General features: G+C 58.0%; 20 protein-coding genes. 13 read left to right on the forward strand and 7 right to left on the reverse strand.

Features of this window, described 5'->3' with window-relative positions; genetic code table 11:
- Positions 1 to 100 precede the first annotated feature (100 nt).
- Positions 101 to 1,084 carry an asparaginase gene (locus F3J24_RS03365; protein WP_167002696.1) on the reverse strand — a complete coding sequence of 328 codons (984 nt, stop codon included), beginning with the start codon at positions 1,082 to 1,084 and terminating at the stop codon, positions 101 to 103.
- A gap of 82 nt (positions 1,085 to 1,166) precedes the next feature.
- Here F3J24_RS03365 and lexA point away from each other — a divergent pair, with 82 nt between their 5' ends.
- From lexA to F3J24_RS03385, 4 genes are all read left to right on the forward strand, one after another.
- Positions 1,167 to 1,838 (forward strand): transcriptional repressor LexA, encoded by a 672-nt coding sequence (lexA, locus tag F3J24_RS03370; RefSeq protein WP_167002698.1) that lies wholly within the window; start codon positions 1,167 to 1,169, stop codon positions 1,836 to 1,838.
- A 167-nt stretch (positions 1,839 to 2,005) separates the two neighbouring features.
- Entirely contained in the window at positions 2,006 to 2,398 is a 393-nt protein-coding gene (locus tag F3J24_RS25095; protein WP_167002700.1) for a hypothetical protein, read from the forward strand.
- Positions 2,399 to 2,826: 428 nt separating this feature from the next.
- Positions 2,827 to 3,072 carry a hypothetical protein gene (locus tag F3J24_RS03380; protein WP_019042785.1) on the forward strand — a complete coding sequence of 82 codons (246 nt, stop codon included), beginning with the start codon at positions 2,827 to 2,829 and terminating at the stop codon, positions 3,070 to 3,072.
- 146 nt (positions 3,073 to 3,218) lie between these two features.
- A complete protein-coding gene (locus F3J24_RS03385; RefSeq protein WP_045839521.1) occupies positions 3,219 to 3,680 on the forward strand; it encodes a universal stress protein in 462 nt (153 codons plus the stop codon).
- Positions 3,681 to 3,968: 288 nt separating this feature from the next.
- Here the strand turns inward: F3J24_RS03385 and F3J24_RS03390 are convergent, their stop codons facing one another.
- Complete coding sequence (locus F3J24_RS03390; protein ID WP_167002702.1) at positions 3,969 to 4,352, reverse strand: hypothetical protein; 384 nt, start codon at positions 4,350 to 4,352, stop codon at positions 3,969 to 3,971.
- 909 nt (positions 4,353 to 5,261) lie between these two features.
- Here F3J24_RS03390 and F3J24_RS03395 point away from each other — a divergent pair.
- The 3 genes from F3J24_RS03395 (at position 5,262) to F3J24_RS03405 (ending at position 6,827) form a co-directional block, all read left to right on the forward strand.
- The gene (locus tag F3J24_RS03395) at positions 5,262 to 5,570 is read left to right on the forward strand and encodes a hypothetical protein (protein ID WP_167002704.1); all 309 of its coding nucleotides are present in this window, start codon (positions 5,262 to 5,264) and stop codon (positions 5,568 to 5,570) included.
- A 95-nt stretch (positions 5,571 to 5,665) separates the two neighbouring features.
- The gene (locus tag F3J24_RS03400) at positions 5,666 to 6,070 is read left to right on the forward strand and encodes a DNA breaking-rejoining protein (protein WP_167002706.1); all 405 of its coding nucleotides are present in this window, start codon (positions 5,666 to 5,668) and stop codon (positions 6,068 to 6,070) included.
- 115 nt (positions 6,071 to 6,185) lie between these two features.
- Positions 6,186 to 6,827 (forward strand): FABP family protein, encoded by a 642-nt coding sequence (locus F3J24_RS03405; RefSeq protein WP_167002708.1) that lies wholly within the window; start codon positions 6,186 to 6,188, stop codon positions 6,825 to 6,827.
- An 86-nt stretch (positions 6,828 to 6,913) separates the two neighbouring features.
- Here F3J24_RS03405 and F3J24_RS24800 read toward each other — a convergent pair whose 3' ends face one another.
- Positions 6,914 to 7,393 carry a hypothetical protein gene (locus F3J24_RS24800; RefSeq protein ID WP_205244585.1) on the reverse strand — a complete coding sequence of 160 codons (480 nt, stop codon included), beginning with the start codon at positions 7,391 to 7,393 and terminating at the stop codon, positions 6,914 to 6,916.
- Between the two features lie 241 nt (positions 7,394 to 7,634).
- On the reverse strand, positions 7,635 to 9,164 hold the full coding sequence (locus tag F3J24_RS03415; protein ID WP_167002710.1) for an EAL domain-containing protein: 1,530 nt from the start codon (positions 9,162 to 9,164) through the stop codon (positions 7,635 to 7,637).
- Between the two features lie 424 nt (positions 9,165 to 9,588).
- Between F3J24_RS03415 and F3J24_RS03420 the strand changes: the two genes are divergently transcribed.
- From F3J24_RS03420 to F3J24_RS03435, 4 genes are all read left to right on the forward strand, one after another.
- Entirely contained in the window at positions 9,589 to 9,783 is a 195-nt protein-coding gene (locus tag F3J24_RS03420) for a hypothetical protein (protein WP_167002712.1), read from the forward strand.
- A 68-nt stretch (positions 9,784 to 9,851) separates the two neighbouring features.
- Positions 9,852 to 10,199: a PRC-barrel domain-containing protein gene (locus tag F3J24_RS03425; RefSeq protein WP_019042797.1), complete on the forward strand. Its 348-nt coding sequence runs from the start codon at positions 9,852 to 9,854 to the stop codon at positions 10,197 to 10,199.
- A 1,100-nt stretch (positions 10,200 to 11,299) separates the two neighbouring features.
- Positions 11,300 to 11,470 carry a hypothetical protein gene (locus F3J24_RS03430; protein ID WP_155293384.1) on the forward strand — a complete coding sequence of 57 codons (171 nt, stop codon included), beginning with the start codon at positions 11,300 to 11,302 and terminating at the stop codon, positions 11,468 to 11,470.
- Between the two features lie 67 nt (positions 11,471 to 11,537).
- Entirely contained in the window at positions 11,538 to 11,732 is a 195-nt protein-coding gene (locus F3J24_RS03435) for a hypothetical protein (RefSeq protein WP_019042799.1), read from the forward strand.
- Between the two features lie 395 nt (positions 11,733 to 12,127).
- Here F3J24_RS03435 and F3J24_RS03440 read toward each other — a convergent pair whose 3' ends face one another.
- Positions 12,128 to 12,382: a DUF333 domain-containing protein gene (locus tag F3J24_RS03440; protein WP_167002714.1), complete on the reverse strand. Its 255-nt coding sequence runs from the start codon at positions 12,380 to 12,382 to the stop codon at positions 12,128 to 12,130.
- Between the two features lie 320 nt (positions 12,383 to 12,702).
- On the opposite strand from F3J24_RS03440, the gene F3J24_RS03445 reads away from it, so the two are divergent.
- Both F3J24_RS03445 and F3J24_RS03450 read left to right on the forward strand, forming a co-directional pair.
- Positions 12,703 to 13,920, forward strand: a complete 1,218-nt coding sequence (locus F3J24_RS03445) for a diguanylate cyclase (RefSeq protein WP_167002716.1) — start codon at positions 12,703 to 12,705, stop codon at positions 13,918 to 13,920.
- Between the two features lie 142 nt (positions 13,921 to 14,062).
- Positions 14,063 to 14,842, forward strand: a complete 780-nt coding sequence (locus F3J24_RS03450; protein WP_167002718.1) for a YoaK family protein — start codon at positions 14,063 to 14,065, stop codon at positions 14,840 to 14,842.
- 11 nt (positions 14,843 to 14,853) lie between these two features.
- Here F3J24_RS03450 and F3J24_RS03455 read toward each other — a convergent pair whose 3' ends face one another.
- Complete coding sequence (locus tag F3J24_RS03455) at positions 14,854 to 16,020, reverse strand: GGDEF domain-containing protein (protein ID WP_167002720.1); 1,167 nt, start codon at positions 16,018 to 16,020, stop codon at positions 14,854 to 14,856.
- A gap of 159 nt (positions 16,021 to 16,179) precedes the next feature.
- Complete coding sequence (locus F3J24_RS03460) at positions 16,180 to 17,937, reverse strand: diguanylate cyclase (RefSeq protein ID WP_240154229.1); 1,758 nt, start codon at positions 17,935 to 17,937, stop codon at positions 16,180 to 16,182.
- Between the last annotated feature and the right edge of the window lie 68 nt (positions 17,938 to 18,005).

Consider the following 18,005-nt stretch of genomic DNA (forward strand, 5'->3'; position numbering starts at 1 on the left):
AACATTCATAGCTTCCTGCGCTTGCATTCATTGGCTTTCAGGTCGAAATACCGCCAATACTCTTCATCAACAAAGGCTAAAAGCTCTCATAATAAGAGCATCAACCCAGAGCGCGAGGCCAGCCCATCAGCTCCAGCATCAGGCTGATTCTGGCCTTGGGCGCAGGCAGGCTGCTCGTGTGGCCATCCTGTGCTCCCTGAGCCTGCACCACCGGCCCCTCTTCGCACCGGGTCGTGATGCACAACGCCATGCCCTGCGCCTGCGCCCAGTCCAGGGCTGGCCCCAATGCCCGATGGACCGTGCCATTGCCCGTGCCCACCACCACCACGGCGCGCACGCCTGCCGCATGCCAGGCCTGCATCACCGCCAGCGCCACGGTACTGTTGCAGCCCGCATGGCTGTGCAGCAATTCCACCTGGGGCCATTGACCTGCGGGCGGTAAAGCGATTGCAGGCGAGCCAGCCGCAGCTACCCTAGGCAGCCCGCCCGTTGCCCAGCGCGCCCGCCCCTCTTCCACCCAGCCCTGCGGGCCGGCGCCGCTTCCATCAAAGGCATCCACACGGTAAGGATGCACCTTGCGCACCTGGCGTGCGCTGAACACCCTGCCCGCCACCACCGCCAACACACCCCGGCCAGCGGCTTGTGCATCGGCCGCGCAGGCCACGGCATCACGCAGATTGCCAGGGCCGTCGGCTGAGATGGCTGTGGCCGGGCGCATGGCACAGGTCAGTACCACGGGCTTTGACGGGCGCAGAACGCATTGCAGAAACCAGGCAGTTTCCTCCAGGGTGTCGGTGCCGTGGGTGATCACGATACCGCTCACATCATCACGCGCGAGCAGCTCGGCACAGCGCAGCGCGAGCGCATGCCAGGTGGCGTGATCCATATCCTTGCTGTCCAGCTGCGCCAGTTGCTCCGCCTGCAACGACGCAGCAGCAACGCGCTCCAGGTCCGGCACGGCCTGCAGCAGCTGAGCCACGCCCAGTTGGGCCGCGCGGTAGCCCACGCTGGTGCCGGCCTGCTCGGCGACACCGGCAATCGTGCCGCCCGTGCCCAGGATGACGATTTTTTTGTCACGTTCCACTTGCAGTCCTCTTTAAACTGATTAAAAATACAGGTACTGGATGAACACACAGTATTCATCATTGATCGATCAAGGAATGCCCATGGACCACCCCAAGCTCACGCCCCGCCAGCAGCAGATTCTGGACCTCATCCAGTCCACCATCGCTCGCACGGGTGCGCCCCCGACCCGGGCCGAGATTGCCTGCACCTTTGGCTTCAAGTCGGCCAATGCTGCAGAAGAGCATTTGCAGGCACTGGCCCGCAAGGGCGTCATCGATCTGGTCAGCGGCACATCGCGCGGCATTCGCCTGCGCGCCGACACCGTGCGCACCATCAATGCTGCACGCGGCGCCAGCTTTGCGCTGCCGCTCACAGCCCTGGCTCCGCTGGTGCTGCCCCTAGTCGGCCGCGTCGCCGCCGGCTCGCCTATTCTGGCTCAGGAACATATCGATCAAAGCTATTCGGTCGAGCCCAGCCTGTTTGCCGCCAAACCCGACTACCTGCTCAAGGTGCGCGGCATGTCCATGCGCGACGCCGGCATCATGGACGGCGACCTGCTGGCGGTACAGGCCACGCATGAAGCGCGCAACGGTCAGATTGTGGTGGCCCGCCTCGGTGACGACGTCACCGTCAAGCGCTTCAAGCGCACGCCTCAGGGCATCGAGCTGCTGCCCGAAAACCCCGACTACAAGATCATTCACGTCTCGCCTGAAGAGCCATTCGCCATCGAAGGCTTGGCCGTTGGCCTGATCCGCAACAGCATGTTCATGTAGCGGCCAGACGGCCTGTCGGCACCTCCCGGAGGTGCATCAAGCCTCTTTTCCTCTCGAGCCCAGGTGGTAGGCGCGAAGCTGCTGAGCTTCGCCCTGGGCGGAGCTTTGCCTGAAGTACGCAATCCTGCCCTTATCCATGCCGCAAGGTCATCAAGAGGAGTTGTCAAATGGGATTCGCCACATCACTGCAGTCTTTGACTCGCCGGACACTGAAAAGCCTATCGTCCCTGCATCCTCCTGGCGACACGAGCAAAGCTGCCACGGAGACCGCCTCCTGCAAGGCTCATCACCCCAAGGCGACACAAATCAGCATTCCGGTCATGCGCGCCAATCGCGGTCGCAGCCGCCTTGGCAGCCGCGTGCTTCACTCTCGGACCTTAGCCACCACCTCGCCCATCACCGCCGAGGCGGTGCAGCCGCCCTCTGCACGGCTGCTCAAAATCGTTCAGCGTGAACCACGCAAGCAACCCGAATGCCTGCTGATCTCCGGGCGCATGGCCGATGTCTGCGCAGCGTTGGAGCGCATGGTTCTCAATGAGCAAGCAGCCCGGCAAGCCTGAAAGCACGACAAGCTTGGGCTCACTACGCTCATGCAGCACAAGTCCGAGTCGCATGCGAGTCGCGACAGACCTGCAGCTGGTGCAGCAAGGCTTCCATATGCCCGCCTGACTGGCTGACTCGCAGCGGGCCGCAAGGCGCCCTCTCAAGGGTCTGCCCCGCTGATCGACAGATGTGCGAGATGCCACTGCCGCCAGTACCGCGATGAAAACTTCATTTCGTCGGCGCCAAACGATCTGGATCGCCATGTAAATTTTTTGCCAGACATTCTGGCTGCTCCTGCCTGCCAAAACGCCTTTTGCAGCAGCCCGCAAGTGACAAAACTCCTTGTCAGGCGCGAATATCCGCCATCGCAGTACCCGGATCAGGGTATTGCGGCACCTTCTCGACAGTGGAAACATTCATACACACATGTCAACGAGGGCGTCCTATGAGTGCCTACCGCAAGCTCTTGCAGCACATACAGGCCAAAGACGCCAATGGCAACCTGCGCCTGATTCTGGTCTATCAGAGTTTCGACGAAGTCGACATGCCGCATGGCGTCTCCATACGCCCGTCTGCCATTTACTTCGAAACCTCCGATCACCAGAAGGTCAACTGGCTTAATCCCCAACAGTTCGAGATGGAAGCCACTGGCGAGATCCTCAATCGCGTTCCAGCTTCACCGGAGGAGTAAGCCTGCACGACACTACTGCCTTGACCATGGCGAAATTCTCCCTCTGTTGATCGCCCTGCTCCAGGCAAAGTTCTGAGCATTGCGCAGCCTGAAGTATTGGAATAAATTGGCATTCAGGCACATCTTCCGGCATCAGGAGATTGAACATGTTCAAGCACCTGCTCATTCCCACCGATGGCACCAAACTGTCCGAGGCAGCAGTGCGCGCAGGCGTTCTGCTTGCACGTGAGCAAGGTGCCAAGGTGACCGGCCTTTATGTCATGCCCGATTACCGCGCCATCATCTATGGCGCGGATGCCCTGCTGACCTATAACAGCGCGGAGTTCGAACGCAGTGCCAACAGCGATGCCGATGCGGCCCTGCAATTCGTTGACCAGATCGCCAGGCCTGAAGGCGTGCCCTGCAACTTCGTGCGAGTCACCCACGCCTCTGTTTACCAAGCCATTGTTCAGCAGGCTCAGGAATTGCAATGCGACCTGATCTGCATGGCCTCCCATGGCCGCAAAGGCATAGGCGGAATCTTGCTGGGCAGCGAAACCCAGCGCGTTCTGACGCACAGTCACGTCCCGGTGCTGGTGCACCGGCCCGCCTCAACCGGCAAGCACTAAGGAGCACAAAACATCAGGCAGCGGATCTAACGTTGCACACAAGGACGCCAACCACCGATAGACCGTGACTGCTCAGCAATGCAGGCCAGCCAGTCAAAGCTGCCGGCCGCACCCGATGGGGCAACCTGTCGACCGTTCAAACGCGTCAGCAACAGTGCAAGAGCGATAAACGGCAACCGAGGCCGAAGCCTCTGCCAACTATTCAAATGCATTGACTGTGTGAGCTGCAGAACGGAATCGAAGGGACCCCGAAACTTGCCCGCCTTGCGCGGGCATTTTTTTGGGGTGCTAGGCACATCGTGCCGATGTCTCACCCAAGCGCTCTCGATGGCCGGGCAAGGTGAACAGGATCTGGAGATTCTGCGAATCCATTTGCTGCACCACGATGGAGCCGTCTTCATGCAGATAGATCCGCACCGTCCGGTCATCGTCCAGATCCCAATGTGCCACGCTGGTGTTCACGCCCCGCCAGCCATGTTCCTCACAAAGACGGCGCCGGCGCAAAGCCCTCAGGAACTCCTGTGAAGCACCGAGCTCCGCGTTGACATGCACCCAGCTGTCAATCACCAGCTCATAGGCCATCTGCTGCGTATGGCACGGTTTGGCCATCTTCATATGCCTGATCCAGGCATCCAGACGGGAGGCAAAGGTGTATTGCAGGTGGTGAGGCATGAGTTTTCTTGAATTCAATAGCGCACCAGGCTAAATCGCCATTTGCACATCACTTTCAGAATTTTCCTACGCACAATTTACCTAAAACTTCGTCTGAAACAAAATACACATCACCAGTAGGCTCAGGGTTTAAGGCTGTCAATAGCTGAATTAAGAGAGCCAGCCCGGTGAAACCCTAGGAATCTACGGTCTCGGGCTGCCGCATCCGTCATGTCAATGCATCGATGGACGCATCGACCATGCTTCACCCTGCGCCCTTGTCTGTCCTCGCTGCACCGGCTCAGTTACGGTCCTGCTAACTCATGCCCACTGAAGCGCTCCAGGGCAATCAGCTTGCGCGCGGTGGCTTCATGGATGGGCGATCCGACAATGCGAGCCGGTTCAGAAGCCCATAGCGACACGGCCCCCACGACTCAAGGCTGCGGCCTGAGCACAAAACGGGCGGATTAAGCCAGCGTCCCCTGCTTCGAAGTCCTATGTCGCAGCACCCAGGGTCAGCGCAGATTAGTCATGATTTTTCTTGCTCGAATCGAGACAGGCAACCAAGCGATTCAGGCCGCGAATTCTGTTCGCGGACATCGACATCGCCTCGTTCGTATTTCGCTTCTCTGCCCTGAAATACAGAGCGGATTTCCACACTTGCACAGGTTTGACCCAATTAACAAAAACTATCTTTTCCCTCCGTTACTTAGCACGCTTACTTCATCAAGAAAAGATGACAGCCGCACCAGCAAAGTGCTGCCTCCAGGCTTCCTTCAAGCTCACAAACGGGATCAGAGCTATCCATCGGCGCGATCTGTAAGTGCCTACATACTTACTTACATCCGCTTGATACAACATCACTCAAATGCAAAGAAATGTCAGCTCGCAGGTTCTGCGGCATGTGGTTGAGCAACTGGGAGTGTGAATATGAGAAAAGTTAATCCTGCCGCCAAGAACGCGAATCGCGCCTTTGTCCGGCTGCACACGTATGTGACCAAGCAATTCGACTGGGATATCTTCACCAAGGACTACCGAGTCGTCCTCAACACCGACGAAGACGGCGGCGTCACGCTCTTCATTGTCAAGGTCTTCGACAAGGATGGCCAGCCCGCTGCGCTGGGGCCGAAGATCCCTAACCAGATTACGTTTTCTTACCGCCAGGCTCCCATCATGTCGGTATGGACAGAGTTCTTCAATGACGGCAAATTCAGTTGGCGCAATGTCTCCTGCCGCTAGGGCGCAGTGGAGGGAGATGGCGGCCCGGCTGTCGCCATAGACGCCTGCCGCAGCGCCAGGGGCGCCATCCTGTCCAGAACCTTCAGGAGAGTTGCATGACCCGCTTCCAACCGATGCTTGCAACTGCTGCCCTGCTCAGTCTCATGACCCTACACCTCAGCAGCAGCTCAATGGCTCAGGCCGCCTTCACGACGCCGGGCGGCTACTCCAACTCCTACAGCGGCCAGATCACCGGCAATGGGGTTGTGCAATATGGACTGGAAACGCGGCCCTTCCAGCGCATGACCGTCACGCTCAACACCAACAATCCGTCCAGCCAGATGAACATCTTCAAGGACGGCAATGCTCAGCCGCTGTGTGCAGGCTCGGCCAAGCAAAACATCTGTACTTTCCGCGTCGAAAGAGGTGCCAGCTACCGCGTGCTGATCTTTCTCACACGTGATGCAGCCCAGCGCGGCGAGAGTGCACGCTTCACGCTCACAACCGAAGAAAGCACCTGACTGCTCTCACCGGCAGTTCTGGTGTACCCGGCATCTTGACTACTGTCAATTTCACCTCGACCCGCGGCTTGTAAACTGGCTTCACCAGATTCAAAGTGAAAGCTCGTTACACGATATGGAAAACTTTCCCAAGGACATCTACACCGAGCCCACACCTGATGTGAATACTCTGGCCAATCTCGGCCCGCTCACCGGCATGGCTGGCATCTGGACCGGCAGGCGTGGCCTGGACATCAATCCCAAGGCCGACGGCCCCGAAAAGCAGGCCTTCATCGAGCACATGGAGCTGCAGCCCATCGATGCGCAGACCAATGGCCCCCAACTCTTCTACGGTCTGCGCTATCACACGCGCATCGTCAAGCCCGACGACGTGGAAACCTTTCACGACCAGGTCGGCTACTGGCTGTGGGAGCCCGCCACCGGCAACATCATTCAAACCCTGAGCATCCCGCGCGGGCAGACGGCCATGGCCACGGGGAAAACCACGGCCGACGCCACCAGCTTCACCCTCAGTGCCGTGCGCGGGTCCACGGTCAACGGCATCTCCAGCAACCCATTTCTGGAGCACGCCTTCAGAACCGACGCCTACACCATCACCGTCACCAAGCACGCCGACGGCACCTGGTCGTACGAACAGGAAACCACGCTCGCCATCCCCGGTCAGAGCGAGCCCTTTGCCCATACCGACCGCAATACCCTGCACAAGATCGGCGAGCCCACGCCCAACCCCACGGCAAGAGCCGCAGTCGAGATCTGATGGCGAATAGCCAGGACGTCGTCGTAAGCATCGCGCACGCCCGGCCCAGCAGCGAGGGCTGAGTTGAATGCTTGCGCAGTGTTACCTCAATGCAACGATGCAGAGCCGATGGCCTTGCGCAGGCGTTCGATCAGCACCCGAGCCAGTTCCGGATCTTCAAAATTGCTGGGTTCCTGCCCTGAGGTCGGCAAGGACCTCGTGCTGCGCGCCTGCAATTTCTGCACCTGGGCATCCAACGGCAAGGGCTTGCCCTGGCATTTCGTCAAGCGCTGCGCTGGTGCCTGGCCCAGCAGATAGTTCATGAGCGTCAGGTCCACGCACTCTGTCTGATAGACCATCAGGCCATGGCTGCCTTCGTTCTTGACGTAGACCATTAGCGTGAGCACGGCATGGCCCGGGTCAAAGACACCGCCCAGGCCCGCCATATTGCTGTTGACCAGTGCGCTGAAGGCATTGCCGCTGAGCACCGGGCTGGTCACAGTGATTTGCGGCTTCAGCGAGCTGCCGGCAAAAGCAGCATAGGCCTGCACAAAGCCTTTGATAGGTGCGGAGAAGTCCAGCTCCAAGTACTGCGCCAGCAGATTTGAGGAAAATCGGCCTCAAACGCTTAACAATCAAGCGATTAAAGCTATCAAAATTGATAATCAAGCTCAGCTTCGGCATGTCCGGCGATTACCTGTGCTGCGGCTACAGTTGATTGCTCGGCATTCAAGCGCCATGCATTCCGGAAGCGGTGCCTTCCGACCATGGGAGTGATCGCCGGACTTGCTGCAGCTTGCGTGGCTGCAATGCGAGCCGGCCCCGCCGTCAATGGACAGTCAGAGCGCTGGCCGGTCCTGGGCGACCATAGAACCAGCCTTGCCCAATCGCCCCGGGAGCCAGCCTGGCAATGTATTGATGCTGTTCAAGTGTCTCTACTCCTTCAATGACAATCTGCACTCCTATTTTTTGCGTCATTGCCACCACGTTATCGAAAATAGACACCGTCTCTGCCTGCGAATCCACGGATCTGATGAAGACCCTGTCCAGCTTGATACCGTCGATACCACCCTCAAGCATGCGGCTGATGTTGGAGTACCCCACACCAAAATCATCGATGTAGATCTTCACTCCCAAGGATCGGTATTTTTCGAATATTCTCGTCGGATCATCGACACTGAACTGGCTGCCCTCGGTCACTTCCAGAACTATTTTTCCTGCAGGAATATTCATTCTTTTCAGAGTTGAATGCAAAAACAAGAAGAAATCATCTTCTTCAAGATCTGCAGGAAAGACATTGATACCCACATAAAAATCATCTTCTGACCTGAGCTTGACCTTCAGCTCCTCGATAATGCTGGTGACGATATATCTGGTAAATTCTTTTCGCAAGCCCAGTTTTTGAATCAAAGGAATAAATATATCGGGCGAGACCGAGCCAACTTCATCATGCCGCCAACGAGCCAGTGCTTCCGCTCCGACGACTCTTTTGTCTGCAACAGCAAGCAGAGGCTGATACTCTACAAAAATCTGCCTTGACCTCATGGCTTCGACCAGCCTGTAACGCAGTCCGTGCTTGACTCGCCAGCGCATCCCGCTGGTTATCGCCAGCAGCAGGCCAATCGCCAAACCCAGCGCTGACAATACCAGGGTGTTGAGTCGGCATGAAACCCTGAATTCGGACTGAACGCAAAGATCCGACAGACAACTCGTTTTTTGAAGCTGCGGCCAGATATACCCGGATATAAAACCTTCTTTCTTGAACCTGTAATTATCCAAAACCCTGGAATACCAATAAATTATCTCCTGATCTCTGGAGTTAATCTGCACCACTGAATTAGTACCTTCTGCAGCCAGATCGTCATACAGATCCTCATGGGTGAAGATAGCCACACTGCCACTCAAGGCAACCGATCCTGTTTCTTTATTGAGCTGAGAAAATTCAACATCCTGCCATACCAATGCCCCATCATCTCGCTGCTTTGAAGCGGATTGCGGCAGCCTTATTCCTTCGACGAGCCCCGACATTGCAGTGCATCTTATTTCTCCATCAATCATTCTCCCGATATCCGCTATATATTTAGATTGGGAAAGATAGCCTTTCATCTCCTGAATATCATTAAAGCTGCAGCCTGCTTTTATCGAGTCAAGAGCATCGAAGATTTTTGTTTCTTCCTGCCTCTCCCTCATGGCTCGCTTCAAGATGAATGCATGCTGTATTTCAGCTTGATTTTCAAAATGCTGAAAATCAAGTCTGCTACCGAAAAATATTCCTGAAAACAATCCTGCGATAGGCAACAAATAAATCAGAATTCTTATTTTTACTGGGTTTTTATTGATTCCCGATAAATTGTTCATTGATTGATTTGTATATGCCTATTGAAATGTCATTCTATGTTCAGCCCCAAAAATACCAGAGGTCTTTATTTGTATCAAAATGTTCAACCCGAAGTCCGACAATGCACCTGCAGGAGGCTGCGCCTTGCTTCCTGGCGCCACGTTTCTTTATCGCCTGCCCTCAACCAGCAAAGTCTGCTCTGCAACTCCACGCCCGTGTGCACCTTGTGCCGGGCCATCACCCGCAGCACTTTGTGATGGCTTGTGTGAGGAATATCGAGAGTTCCGCCTCAAACGTAAACCAAATGCTACGTAATGGCGGCTCACTCACAGTTTTCAGGCTTGCGCCCCGTTCTCCTACAGAAGGGTTTTTCCTTACTCGGTGACCATGGGCCCTCAGCAAGCCAACCGGTTTGCTGATCACCAACCTGAAGGAGTGAAGGAAATGACGCAACAAGCCAATCAGCAGCACAGCCCCAACCAGCAGGACAAGCAGCAACAGCAGCAGCAAAGCCCTGGTCAACGCCAGCCAGGCCAGAACACCAACCAGCCCGGCCAGCAACAGCAGCAGAGCCCGGGCCAGCAAAAGAGTCCTGCCCAGCAGCAGCATGGGCAGCAGCACAAGACGCCCCAGAACTGAAAGTGCACGCCTCAGCGCTGGCCCTGTGCGCCAGCGCTGTTCTGAACCACGCAAAGAAAGGAGCAGGAATGCAATCAGCCTCACCTGTCATCTCATCCGATCGCGTCAATGGCACTAATGTCTACAACCCCAACGGCGACAAGCTGGGGTCCATCGACTCACTGATGATCGACAAGCTCACCGGCAAGGTTCGATACGCAGTGATGCAATTTGGCGGTTTCCTGGGCATAGGCTCGGATCTCTATCCCCTGCCGTGGGACAGCCTCAAATACGAGCCCAGTCAAGGCGGTTACGTGGTTTCCGTCACCAAGGAACGGCTTGAAAACGCCCCTCATTACGCCGGTGGCGCATTGCCCGAATACACCGACGACTACGGCCGCCGAGTCTACGACCACTACGGTGTGCCCTTTGTCTAAGCCCGGCGCGCAGCTGCGCAAGCGCAGGCGCCCGATCCGAAGAAGAACTGCAGGCCGGTGAGCGCCGGCCGCCATCCTGTTGGAGTTCAGCCCACCTCGCGGTAGGCTTTTTTTTGCCCGGAGATTTTCAAATGTGGCCTCCCGGCCCCGCGGGTCGCCAGAACGTGTTGACGATCTCTACGCAGCCGCGTTGGAGCGCAATCGGGATGAGTTCGAAGCGATGGCTCGCCGCTTGCACCGGGGTGCAAGCAAGAGTCAGCGCACAGAAATCGCCCGATTTCGCTCCAACCCTTCGGGACAGGGACTTTGCGGGCGGTCTGCGGCGTTGCGAATCCTCGCAATAGCACAGCTATTGCTGCGGTATCGCGCCTTGCATCCCATCCCGCAAAGCCACTGTCGCGGCGCGAGGAGATCGTCAACACGTTCTAAACGCGACCTCTCCCCGCAGGGTCAAGCGGGGCCATCCGGTGTGATCGTCCGGGCAAAGGGTCTTGCTCAAAATCAAGGCCTGAAATACGCTTTGTGGATACTGCAGTGCACCAAACGCGGGCTGCGCCGGAGCGCCGGGTCGCCGGATCGCCGGATCGCCGCAGCCGTCACACCCGATGGTGAAGACGCTCATCGTTTTCTGCCGAGCCTGAGGTTCTCTGACCCTCCCTCCGCTTCCTCAGGCACGCCGCAAGGCATCGGCCTTTACTCAAAAGCCCACCCGCGAAAGCCGGTGGGCTTTTCTTTGCCCGCAGACATCCGCTGCAGCCACGCAACACCCTGTGTTCACGCCTGTTGACGCGCTGTACAGGCCAGGTCTAAACTACTGTACAAATAAACAGCACTGATAAAAATAACAGTAAAATCCTATGCAATCGCTGCTTGCAGATCCGTGCCTCAGCCCTCGTTTTCCCCGCCAGAGCGCGAAGCGCATTCACTCCGCACCTTCGTTGGTTTCGCCTGCTCGCAAGAGCACTGGCCTTTTTATTCGCCCCCGCCCATGCAGCGGGCCTGCCTCTCGCCAAAAGGAAATTCCATGCTGTACAGCACCGTCCCTCAGCCCGTTGATGAAGACCTCGTGCAGCGCCTGCGCGAGAAGGGAGGCCTGTGAAATGGCCACACATCCCCACCGCCCTGCTCGCGCTGCTCCTGGCGGTCCTGCTCCTGCTCGCCCCGGCCTTGGAGCAAAGCTTCTGAGTGCCGCGCAATGGGTGCTTGCGCTGCTGGGCCTCATCGGCGCCGTCGCCGTCATTGCAACCACGCCCGAAGCCTGGCCGCTTTGAACGCTTGATCCATCAATTCTGATAGCTATATGCGCTTGATTGATAAGCGCCAGACCGGAGAAACATCATGGAAAAGATCATCGAATCCCTGATCCTCGTCGCCGCCATCGGCATGGGTGCCCTGTGGCTGGCAACTCCCAGCGCCCAGGCGGACGAACCAACCACCCTCACCAAATCCGTGCGCGATGATTTCGCCTGCCCGGGCATGCACGCCGAATGGCTGGATGCCCACACCGTCCAATGCCTGCGCGAAAAGCCCTGACCTGCCGCCACGCACATCGCCCATCCGCGGCGGCAGCCGCAGCGTTATGGTCATCAATCTGCCCGCCCGCAGCTATAGAAATCAAAGCTTCTATCGCAATCTATACATAGTTTTCAGAATAAAAACACCTTGAAATTCATATATAGAAAGCGCAAGGCGCTCACAAATTCAGCTGGTATTCATTAAGTTCGGCATGTACATCAAGGCCCGCAAGGTTTGCTACCTGACGGGCCTTGCCATTCCTGGTCGCAGCAGCGAGCTTGCGCGGGCCGCAGCGGCAGCCTTGAGGCCCACCAGATGCAGGTCAGCCCTGCCGGCACGCAGCTCATGCGCAGCATGAACTGCACCGTCTCGCCCGGTGGCCAGGCCCGCCCGACGCCAGGGTCAGGGCGTCGTTAGCGGGAGGGGTGGTCGCGGCGGAACAGTTCCCACTCGTCGATTTCCTTGCCGTCGGGCAGCACGCAGATGCCGCGCTCGCCAGCACTCGCCTTCTCGATACGGGTCTTGCCGCCCAGCTTGGCGCAGTAGACCGAGGCAGGGTTGGCCATGCCGACCATGGGCCCGGCAGGCGTTGTGGCCTGAGGCTGGGCACAGCCGCTGATGGCAATCGCGCCAAGAACGGCGCCGGTGGTTTCAAGTGCTTTTTTCATGGGCCCAATGTAGCAAATGCCCACCCTCCCGCTAAGGCTCATAAAGTCATGCTTCAGAGCCATTTCATCAGGGCTTCACCCATTTGGGCCAAGGGTTTGTGCCAGCCATCCTGGCGCACGCTGTCAGCGAATGTCACTTTTAGTCATTTCCCCTCAAAAAAAGGAAAAAGGGAACTGTCAGAAATCGCAAGAAGTTGTTAATTTCTGATCCGGAAGATCAGCGACTGACACATTGCCGATCGCCTTGGCATTTAGATTCCATGAGAGATATGGCCAGTCTGGCCTGTCTGTTGGTAATCACTAGCAGAAGGGCTGCGTGTATGCATACGAGCAACGACTACATCTATGTGCTGATGCCATCGCTGTCACTGCTGTTCCTCGCAGGCTTGCTCGGTGTGTGCTGGGTGACCCAGCCCCGGCAACGCTTTCTGCTCTGGCTGTGCGCCGCTTTCATGCTGACGGCAGTGTCCGTCAGCATTCGCAGCGTGCTGAAGTTCGAGGTCCTCAACCACTATGTGGTTCTCGTCAACGGGCTGTTTCTGGCGGGAGCCTGGTGTCTGTCCAAGAGTTTTTCAGAGCGCCGGCATGTGCCGATGCATCCGCTCGCCGTCCTTGCCCTGTGCTCCATCACCCTGGCATCGCTGTACTACTTCGCCAATCTGACGCAGAACCCCGAAGGTCGGCTGCACGCATTCAGCATAGGCGTCGCAATGATTCTTCTGCTGCCGGTACCCGCAGTCCTCAGGCGGGGCCTCTCCAGTGACTGGCTGGACAGGACTTTGCTGTGGTCCTATCTGTCCTATGCCGTCCTCACCATGCTGCGCCCGACGCTGGTGGCAACGTTCGCGCATAACGGCCTCAGCGATGCCATGGAGGCCAACTCGACCTACTGGCTGACCACGCTGATGAGCATTCTGTTTTTTGCCCTGCTCTTCACCGTGCTGATCTGCGCCGTCACCATCCGCGACACCGTGCGCCAGTTGCGCACCGAGCGCGATCTGGATGCTCTGACCCAGGTACTGAATCGCCGTGCCTTTGGCGAAACCGCACAGCACCGCCTGGCCGACAAGCACCTGTATCCCATGGCGCTGGTAGCCAGCGACATCGATCACTTCAAGCGCATCAACGACAACTGGGGGCATGACAAGGGCGATGAGGTGCTGCAACTGGTTTCCAGAGCCATGCAGCACAATGTGCGCAGCAATGATCTGGTGGCACGCTTTGGCGGCGAGGAATTCATGGTGCTACTGACCCGCATTGATTTGCCGGGCGCCGAGCAGGTCGCCCGGCGCATAGGCCTGGAACTGAGAAACGACCAGAAGGTGCTGCCCGACGGGCCGGCCGTGACGCTGAGCTTTGGCATCACCGCCATCCACAATGCCAACCAGCTTGAAGGAGCGCTGCGCCAGGCTGACCAGTTGCTCTACAGCGCCAAGAATGCAGGGCGTGATCGCGTGCATGTGGAAGGCCGCCTCTACCCGGACATCAGCTTCGAACAGACCATGCCGGCAGACCATCCCATGGCCCTGCTAATGTAGGCCAGGTGTCCGGCCATCACGCACCAGACAGCTCGTTGATCCAATTTGGCCCACAATCAATGATTCACCATGGGTTGTCGGCGCCCGGCTCGCCGGCATTGCTGCATCCGCCATGGCTGCACTTTTGTCAGTGGAATCCTTGATGCGCAGACTTCGCCATCTCACCAACCGGCACCGCACGCCGTCCACCAATATCGCCCTGGGTCTGCTGCTGGCCTTCAACGCCGGCGCGGTCAATGCAGGCGGCTTTCTGGTGCTGCGCATGTATACCTCGCACATGACGGGCTTCGCCTCGCAGGTGGCCGACGGCATGGTGCTGGAAAACGCCACGCTGCTGTTGAACGCATTGGGCGCCATCATCGCCTTCACGACCGGCGCGGCCGTTTGCGCAGTGCTGGTCAACTGGGGGCGCCAACGGCATCTATACAGCGTCTATGCCCTGCCCCTGATGCTGGAAGCTCTGATGCTGATCGCCTTCGGTCTGATGGGCGCTGTCACCCTGACTTGGAACACCCCATTCGCGGTGCCGCTGACCGTGCTGCTGCTGTCGTTCATGATGGGGCTGCAAAATGCCGTGGGCTCCAAGACTTCAGGCGGCAGCACGCGCACCACGCACATGACCGGCAATTTCACGGATCTGGGGATGGAGCTGGGCAAGATGTTCTTCTGGAAGCGCCACGCCCAGGCCGGCCTGCCCCTGCCGTCCCTGGTCCGGCACGACTGGCGCCGCATGCAGGTTTCGGCAGGACTGATAGCGATGTTCGTGCTGGGCGGCATTACCGGCGCCCTGGGCTTCAAGCATATAGGCTTTATCTGCGTGGTACCGCTGGCCGCGCTCTTGCTCGCCCTGTCCGTACCGCCCTTTCTGCGCGATGCCGCGCAAGCGACGGAGCGGCCCTCCCTCTTCAGCAAGAAGGGCTGAGCGCCTGTGGCTCAAGCCGCTGCTGCAGAACCCGTCGGATCGAGCACGACAACCTGGTCGCGCCCCTGCTCCTTGGCCTTGTAGAGTTGCCGGTCAGCCTGCATCACGGCCTCGCGCAAATCGCCGCCCAAGGGACATGCCACGATGCCCAGGCTCAAGGTCACACGCTGACCGTCAGGCAGAGCGTCTATAGCTTCGCTGATTCCAACACGGATGCGTTGGGCCACCCGCCCTGCGGTATCGATGTCGGCATTGGTCAGCAGCAGCACGAACTCCTCGCCGCCAAAGCGCGCCACCAGGTCGGTGCCGCGCACCCCTGCCTGTATGACTTGCGCAGCGGCCTTGAGCACCTTGTCGCCAAACTCGTGCCCCCAGCTGTCGTTGACCCGCTTGAAGTGGTCCAGATCGGCCACGACCACCGAGATCGGCTGCGCCTTTCGATCGCGGACCAGCGGCTCTGCAAGCTCCCAGAAGCTGCGACGGTTCAATACCCCGGTGAGCGCATCGTGGTTGCGCTCCTCCCTGAGCTTGGACATGGCATCCGCCATGGAAACAATGAGCATCAGTCCCGAGAAGACCAGACTGAACAGCAGCGAGCCCAGCATGGTGACCAGCCAGTAGATCGAGCTGAGCATGTCCTGAAGCTCGCTGAAGCCCAGGTACAACACCATGACCGGTCGCAGCACCGTATAGATGGCGAACACGCCGTAAGACCAGTACAGCAGCTTTTCCAGCCCGTCACGCTTGACCTTTTTCAGCGCAATGGCAGGAAAGGGAATGAAGTGAATGATGCCCAGCCCGGTATTGAGCCAAAGCACCCGCGCCGCAATATTGTTCTGCACGACGCTGTATTCATAGAGCGCAGCGACAACGATGATGGACACCAGGGCCGAGGTCTTGGGATAGGAGGAAACGGAGAATTTCTGTGCGACTCCCCAGGTGCAGAGCCAGGCCCCCAGCAGATATACAGGCCCGGTATAAACAGCCCATTTCACCAGCTCACCGGCAGGCATCAAGCATTGCAGTCCCAGGGCAATCCCCGTCAGCGTCAGACCGCAGGCCGTCGAGAGCAGGAACACCGAGCGACGCTGCGCCAGCCAGCAAAAAGCCATGAGTGCGCCAAGCGCGGTGATGCACACCGGCGCGACCAACAAATAGAGCTGCAAATTGCTAGGCATGAATCAGCCGATCAGTAAAGCTCATTCGCGCGGCTACACATTGGTGGCTACCCATGCTCTGAGGTTAGAAAGAAGGAGTCCGTTTGATCAGTGGACTGTTGAATTCGGGGCGATGTTAGCAAGTGTCCAAAAGCCGAGAAATCGATTTCCCGACAAATATCAGTTACCGGCTCCGGTGAGCGGGACGGTCCAGGCGTCACGAGAACCATCCTTGCTGCGCTCGAGTTCGTCGCCCTGGTCCGGGTAGCGAGCCCTCTGGACCTGATTGCGGCCCGAACTCTTGGCCCGGTACAAGGCCATGTCGGTGCGGTGCAGCAGTTGCGCAGAGGCTTCACCGACCTGCCAGCCGCCCACGCCGAACGACATGGTGATGGTTCCTGCCGCCGCGTAGCTGTGCGATGCGATGCTGCGGCGCAGCCGCTCGGCCAGCTCCAGGGCCGCCTGCAGGCCGACGCCCGGTACGATGATCAGGAATTCCTCGCCACCCCAGCGCGCAACATGCTCCGAGGACCGTACGGTGCTCCTGAGGACTTTTGCGATCTGCTGCAGAACCTGGTCGCCGGCCTCATGGCCGAACTGATCGTTGACCTGCTTGAACAGGTCGACGTCGCACATGATCAGTGCATAGGGAACGCCTTGACGCTCGGCAATTCGCTGGCAATTTTCCAGTTCATAACTTCCGGCACTGCGATTGGGCAAGCCGGTCAGATCATCCCGGTAGGCCCGCACCAGCAGTTCCTGTTCACGCTGAACCAGGTCGCTGATGTCTTTGGAAATGCTCACATAGTGCGTTATCCGGTGCCGGGCATCGCGCAGCGCCGAAATGCTCTGGGAGGCATGGTAGAGCTCGCCATCCTTGCGCCGATTGATAAAAGTCCGGCTGAAGTTTTCTCCACGCACCAAGGCATCGCGCAACTCGGAATAAAACTGTGCCGTATGTGAGCCGGAGTGCAGCATGGCCGGCGTGCGGCCCATTACTTCGGCTGCGCAATAACCCGTCTGACGCTCAAAAGCATCATTGACGAACACGAGGTAGCCATTGCGATCGGTAATGAATACCGGCGCATTGGCCGAGTTCAATGCCTGGATCATCAAATCCCGCTGCCTTTCGCTTTCCACCTGCTGCGTCACATCCTGCTGCACGGATACAAAATGCGTGATCTTCCCGTCTACATCCCGCACGGCAGATATATTCCAGGACACATGGTATGGCGTTCCATCCTTGCGGTAATTGACTGCACTGCCTTCGAAAAAGCGTCCCTCGGCAAGGCATTGGCGCAATTGCCCAATCACCTGCGGATCCGTCTCGGGGCCCTGCAACATACGCGGAGACCGGCCCAGCAGCTCCACTGTGGAGTAACCCGTCATGCTGGTAAATGCCTTGTTGCAATAGCGAATGAACGGGCCACCGTCAGCCATTTCAGCATCGGTTATCACCACGGCATTAAATGCCTGGGCCACAGCTACCTCAAGCAGTTGCGATTGGGTATCCAGTCGAGAATCAGAAAGTGACGAAATATAACTATTCTTCTCCATCGCCACATTCTCACCTTGATTGCGAATGCTGCGGCACATTAATTTCTGACCGACCCTGACACCCGCACCGTCATCGATATCTGCACCGGTATTGAGCAAGCGGTTGGCAAAGGTGTTAATGATTGGACATATATGAAATGTTTGACAAGCGTTTTGGCTATATGGACCGATTTGCGAACCGGCTTGCATCTGGCAGCGCACCGAAAGTGACTGCCTGATCAACAGACCGGACGCGCAAGCCTTTGACCTCTGAGTCAAAGCAGAAGATATTACAAAGCTGCTGCACATCGGCCAAGCTCGAACGGTCGGGCCTGAAGCAGCCATGCCGCAGATGCCGCCAGAACCCGGCATGCGGATCATGCTTACTCGATGCTCGAACATACCGGTAAACCCCAGTTTTGCCGGTTACAGCCACTGCAAGCCGCGGACCGTCTCCGGCCTGGCTCACA

Source organism: Comamonas sp. Tr-654 (assembly GCF_011752915.1).
Taxonomy (GTDB): domain Bacteria; phylum Pseudomonadota; class Gammaproteobacteria; order Burkholderiales; family Burkholderiaceae_C; genus Comamonas.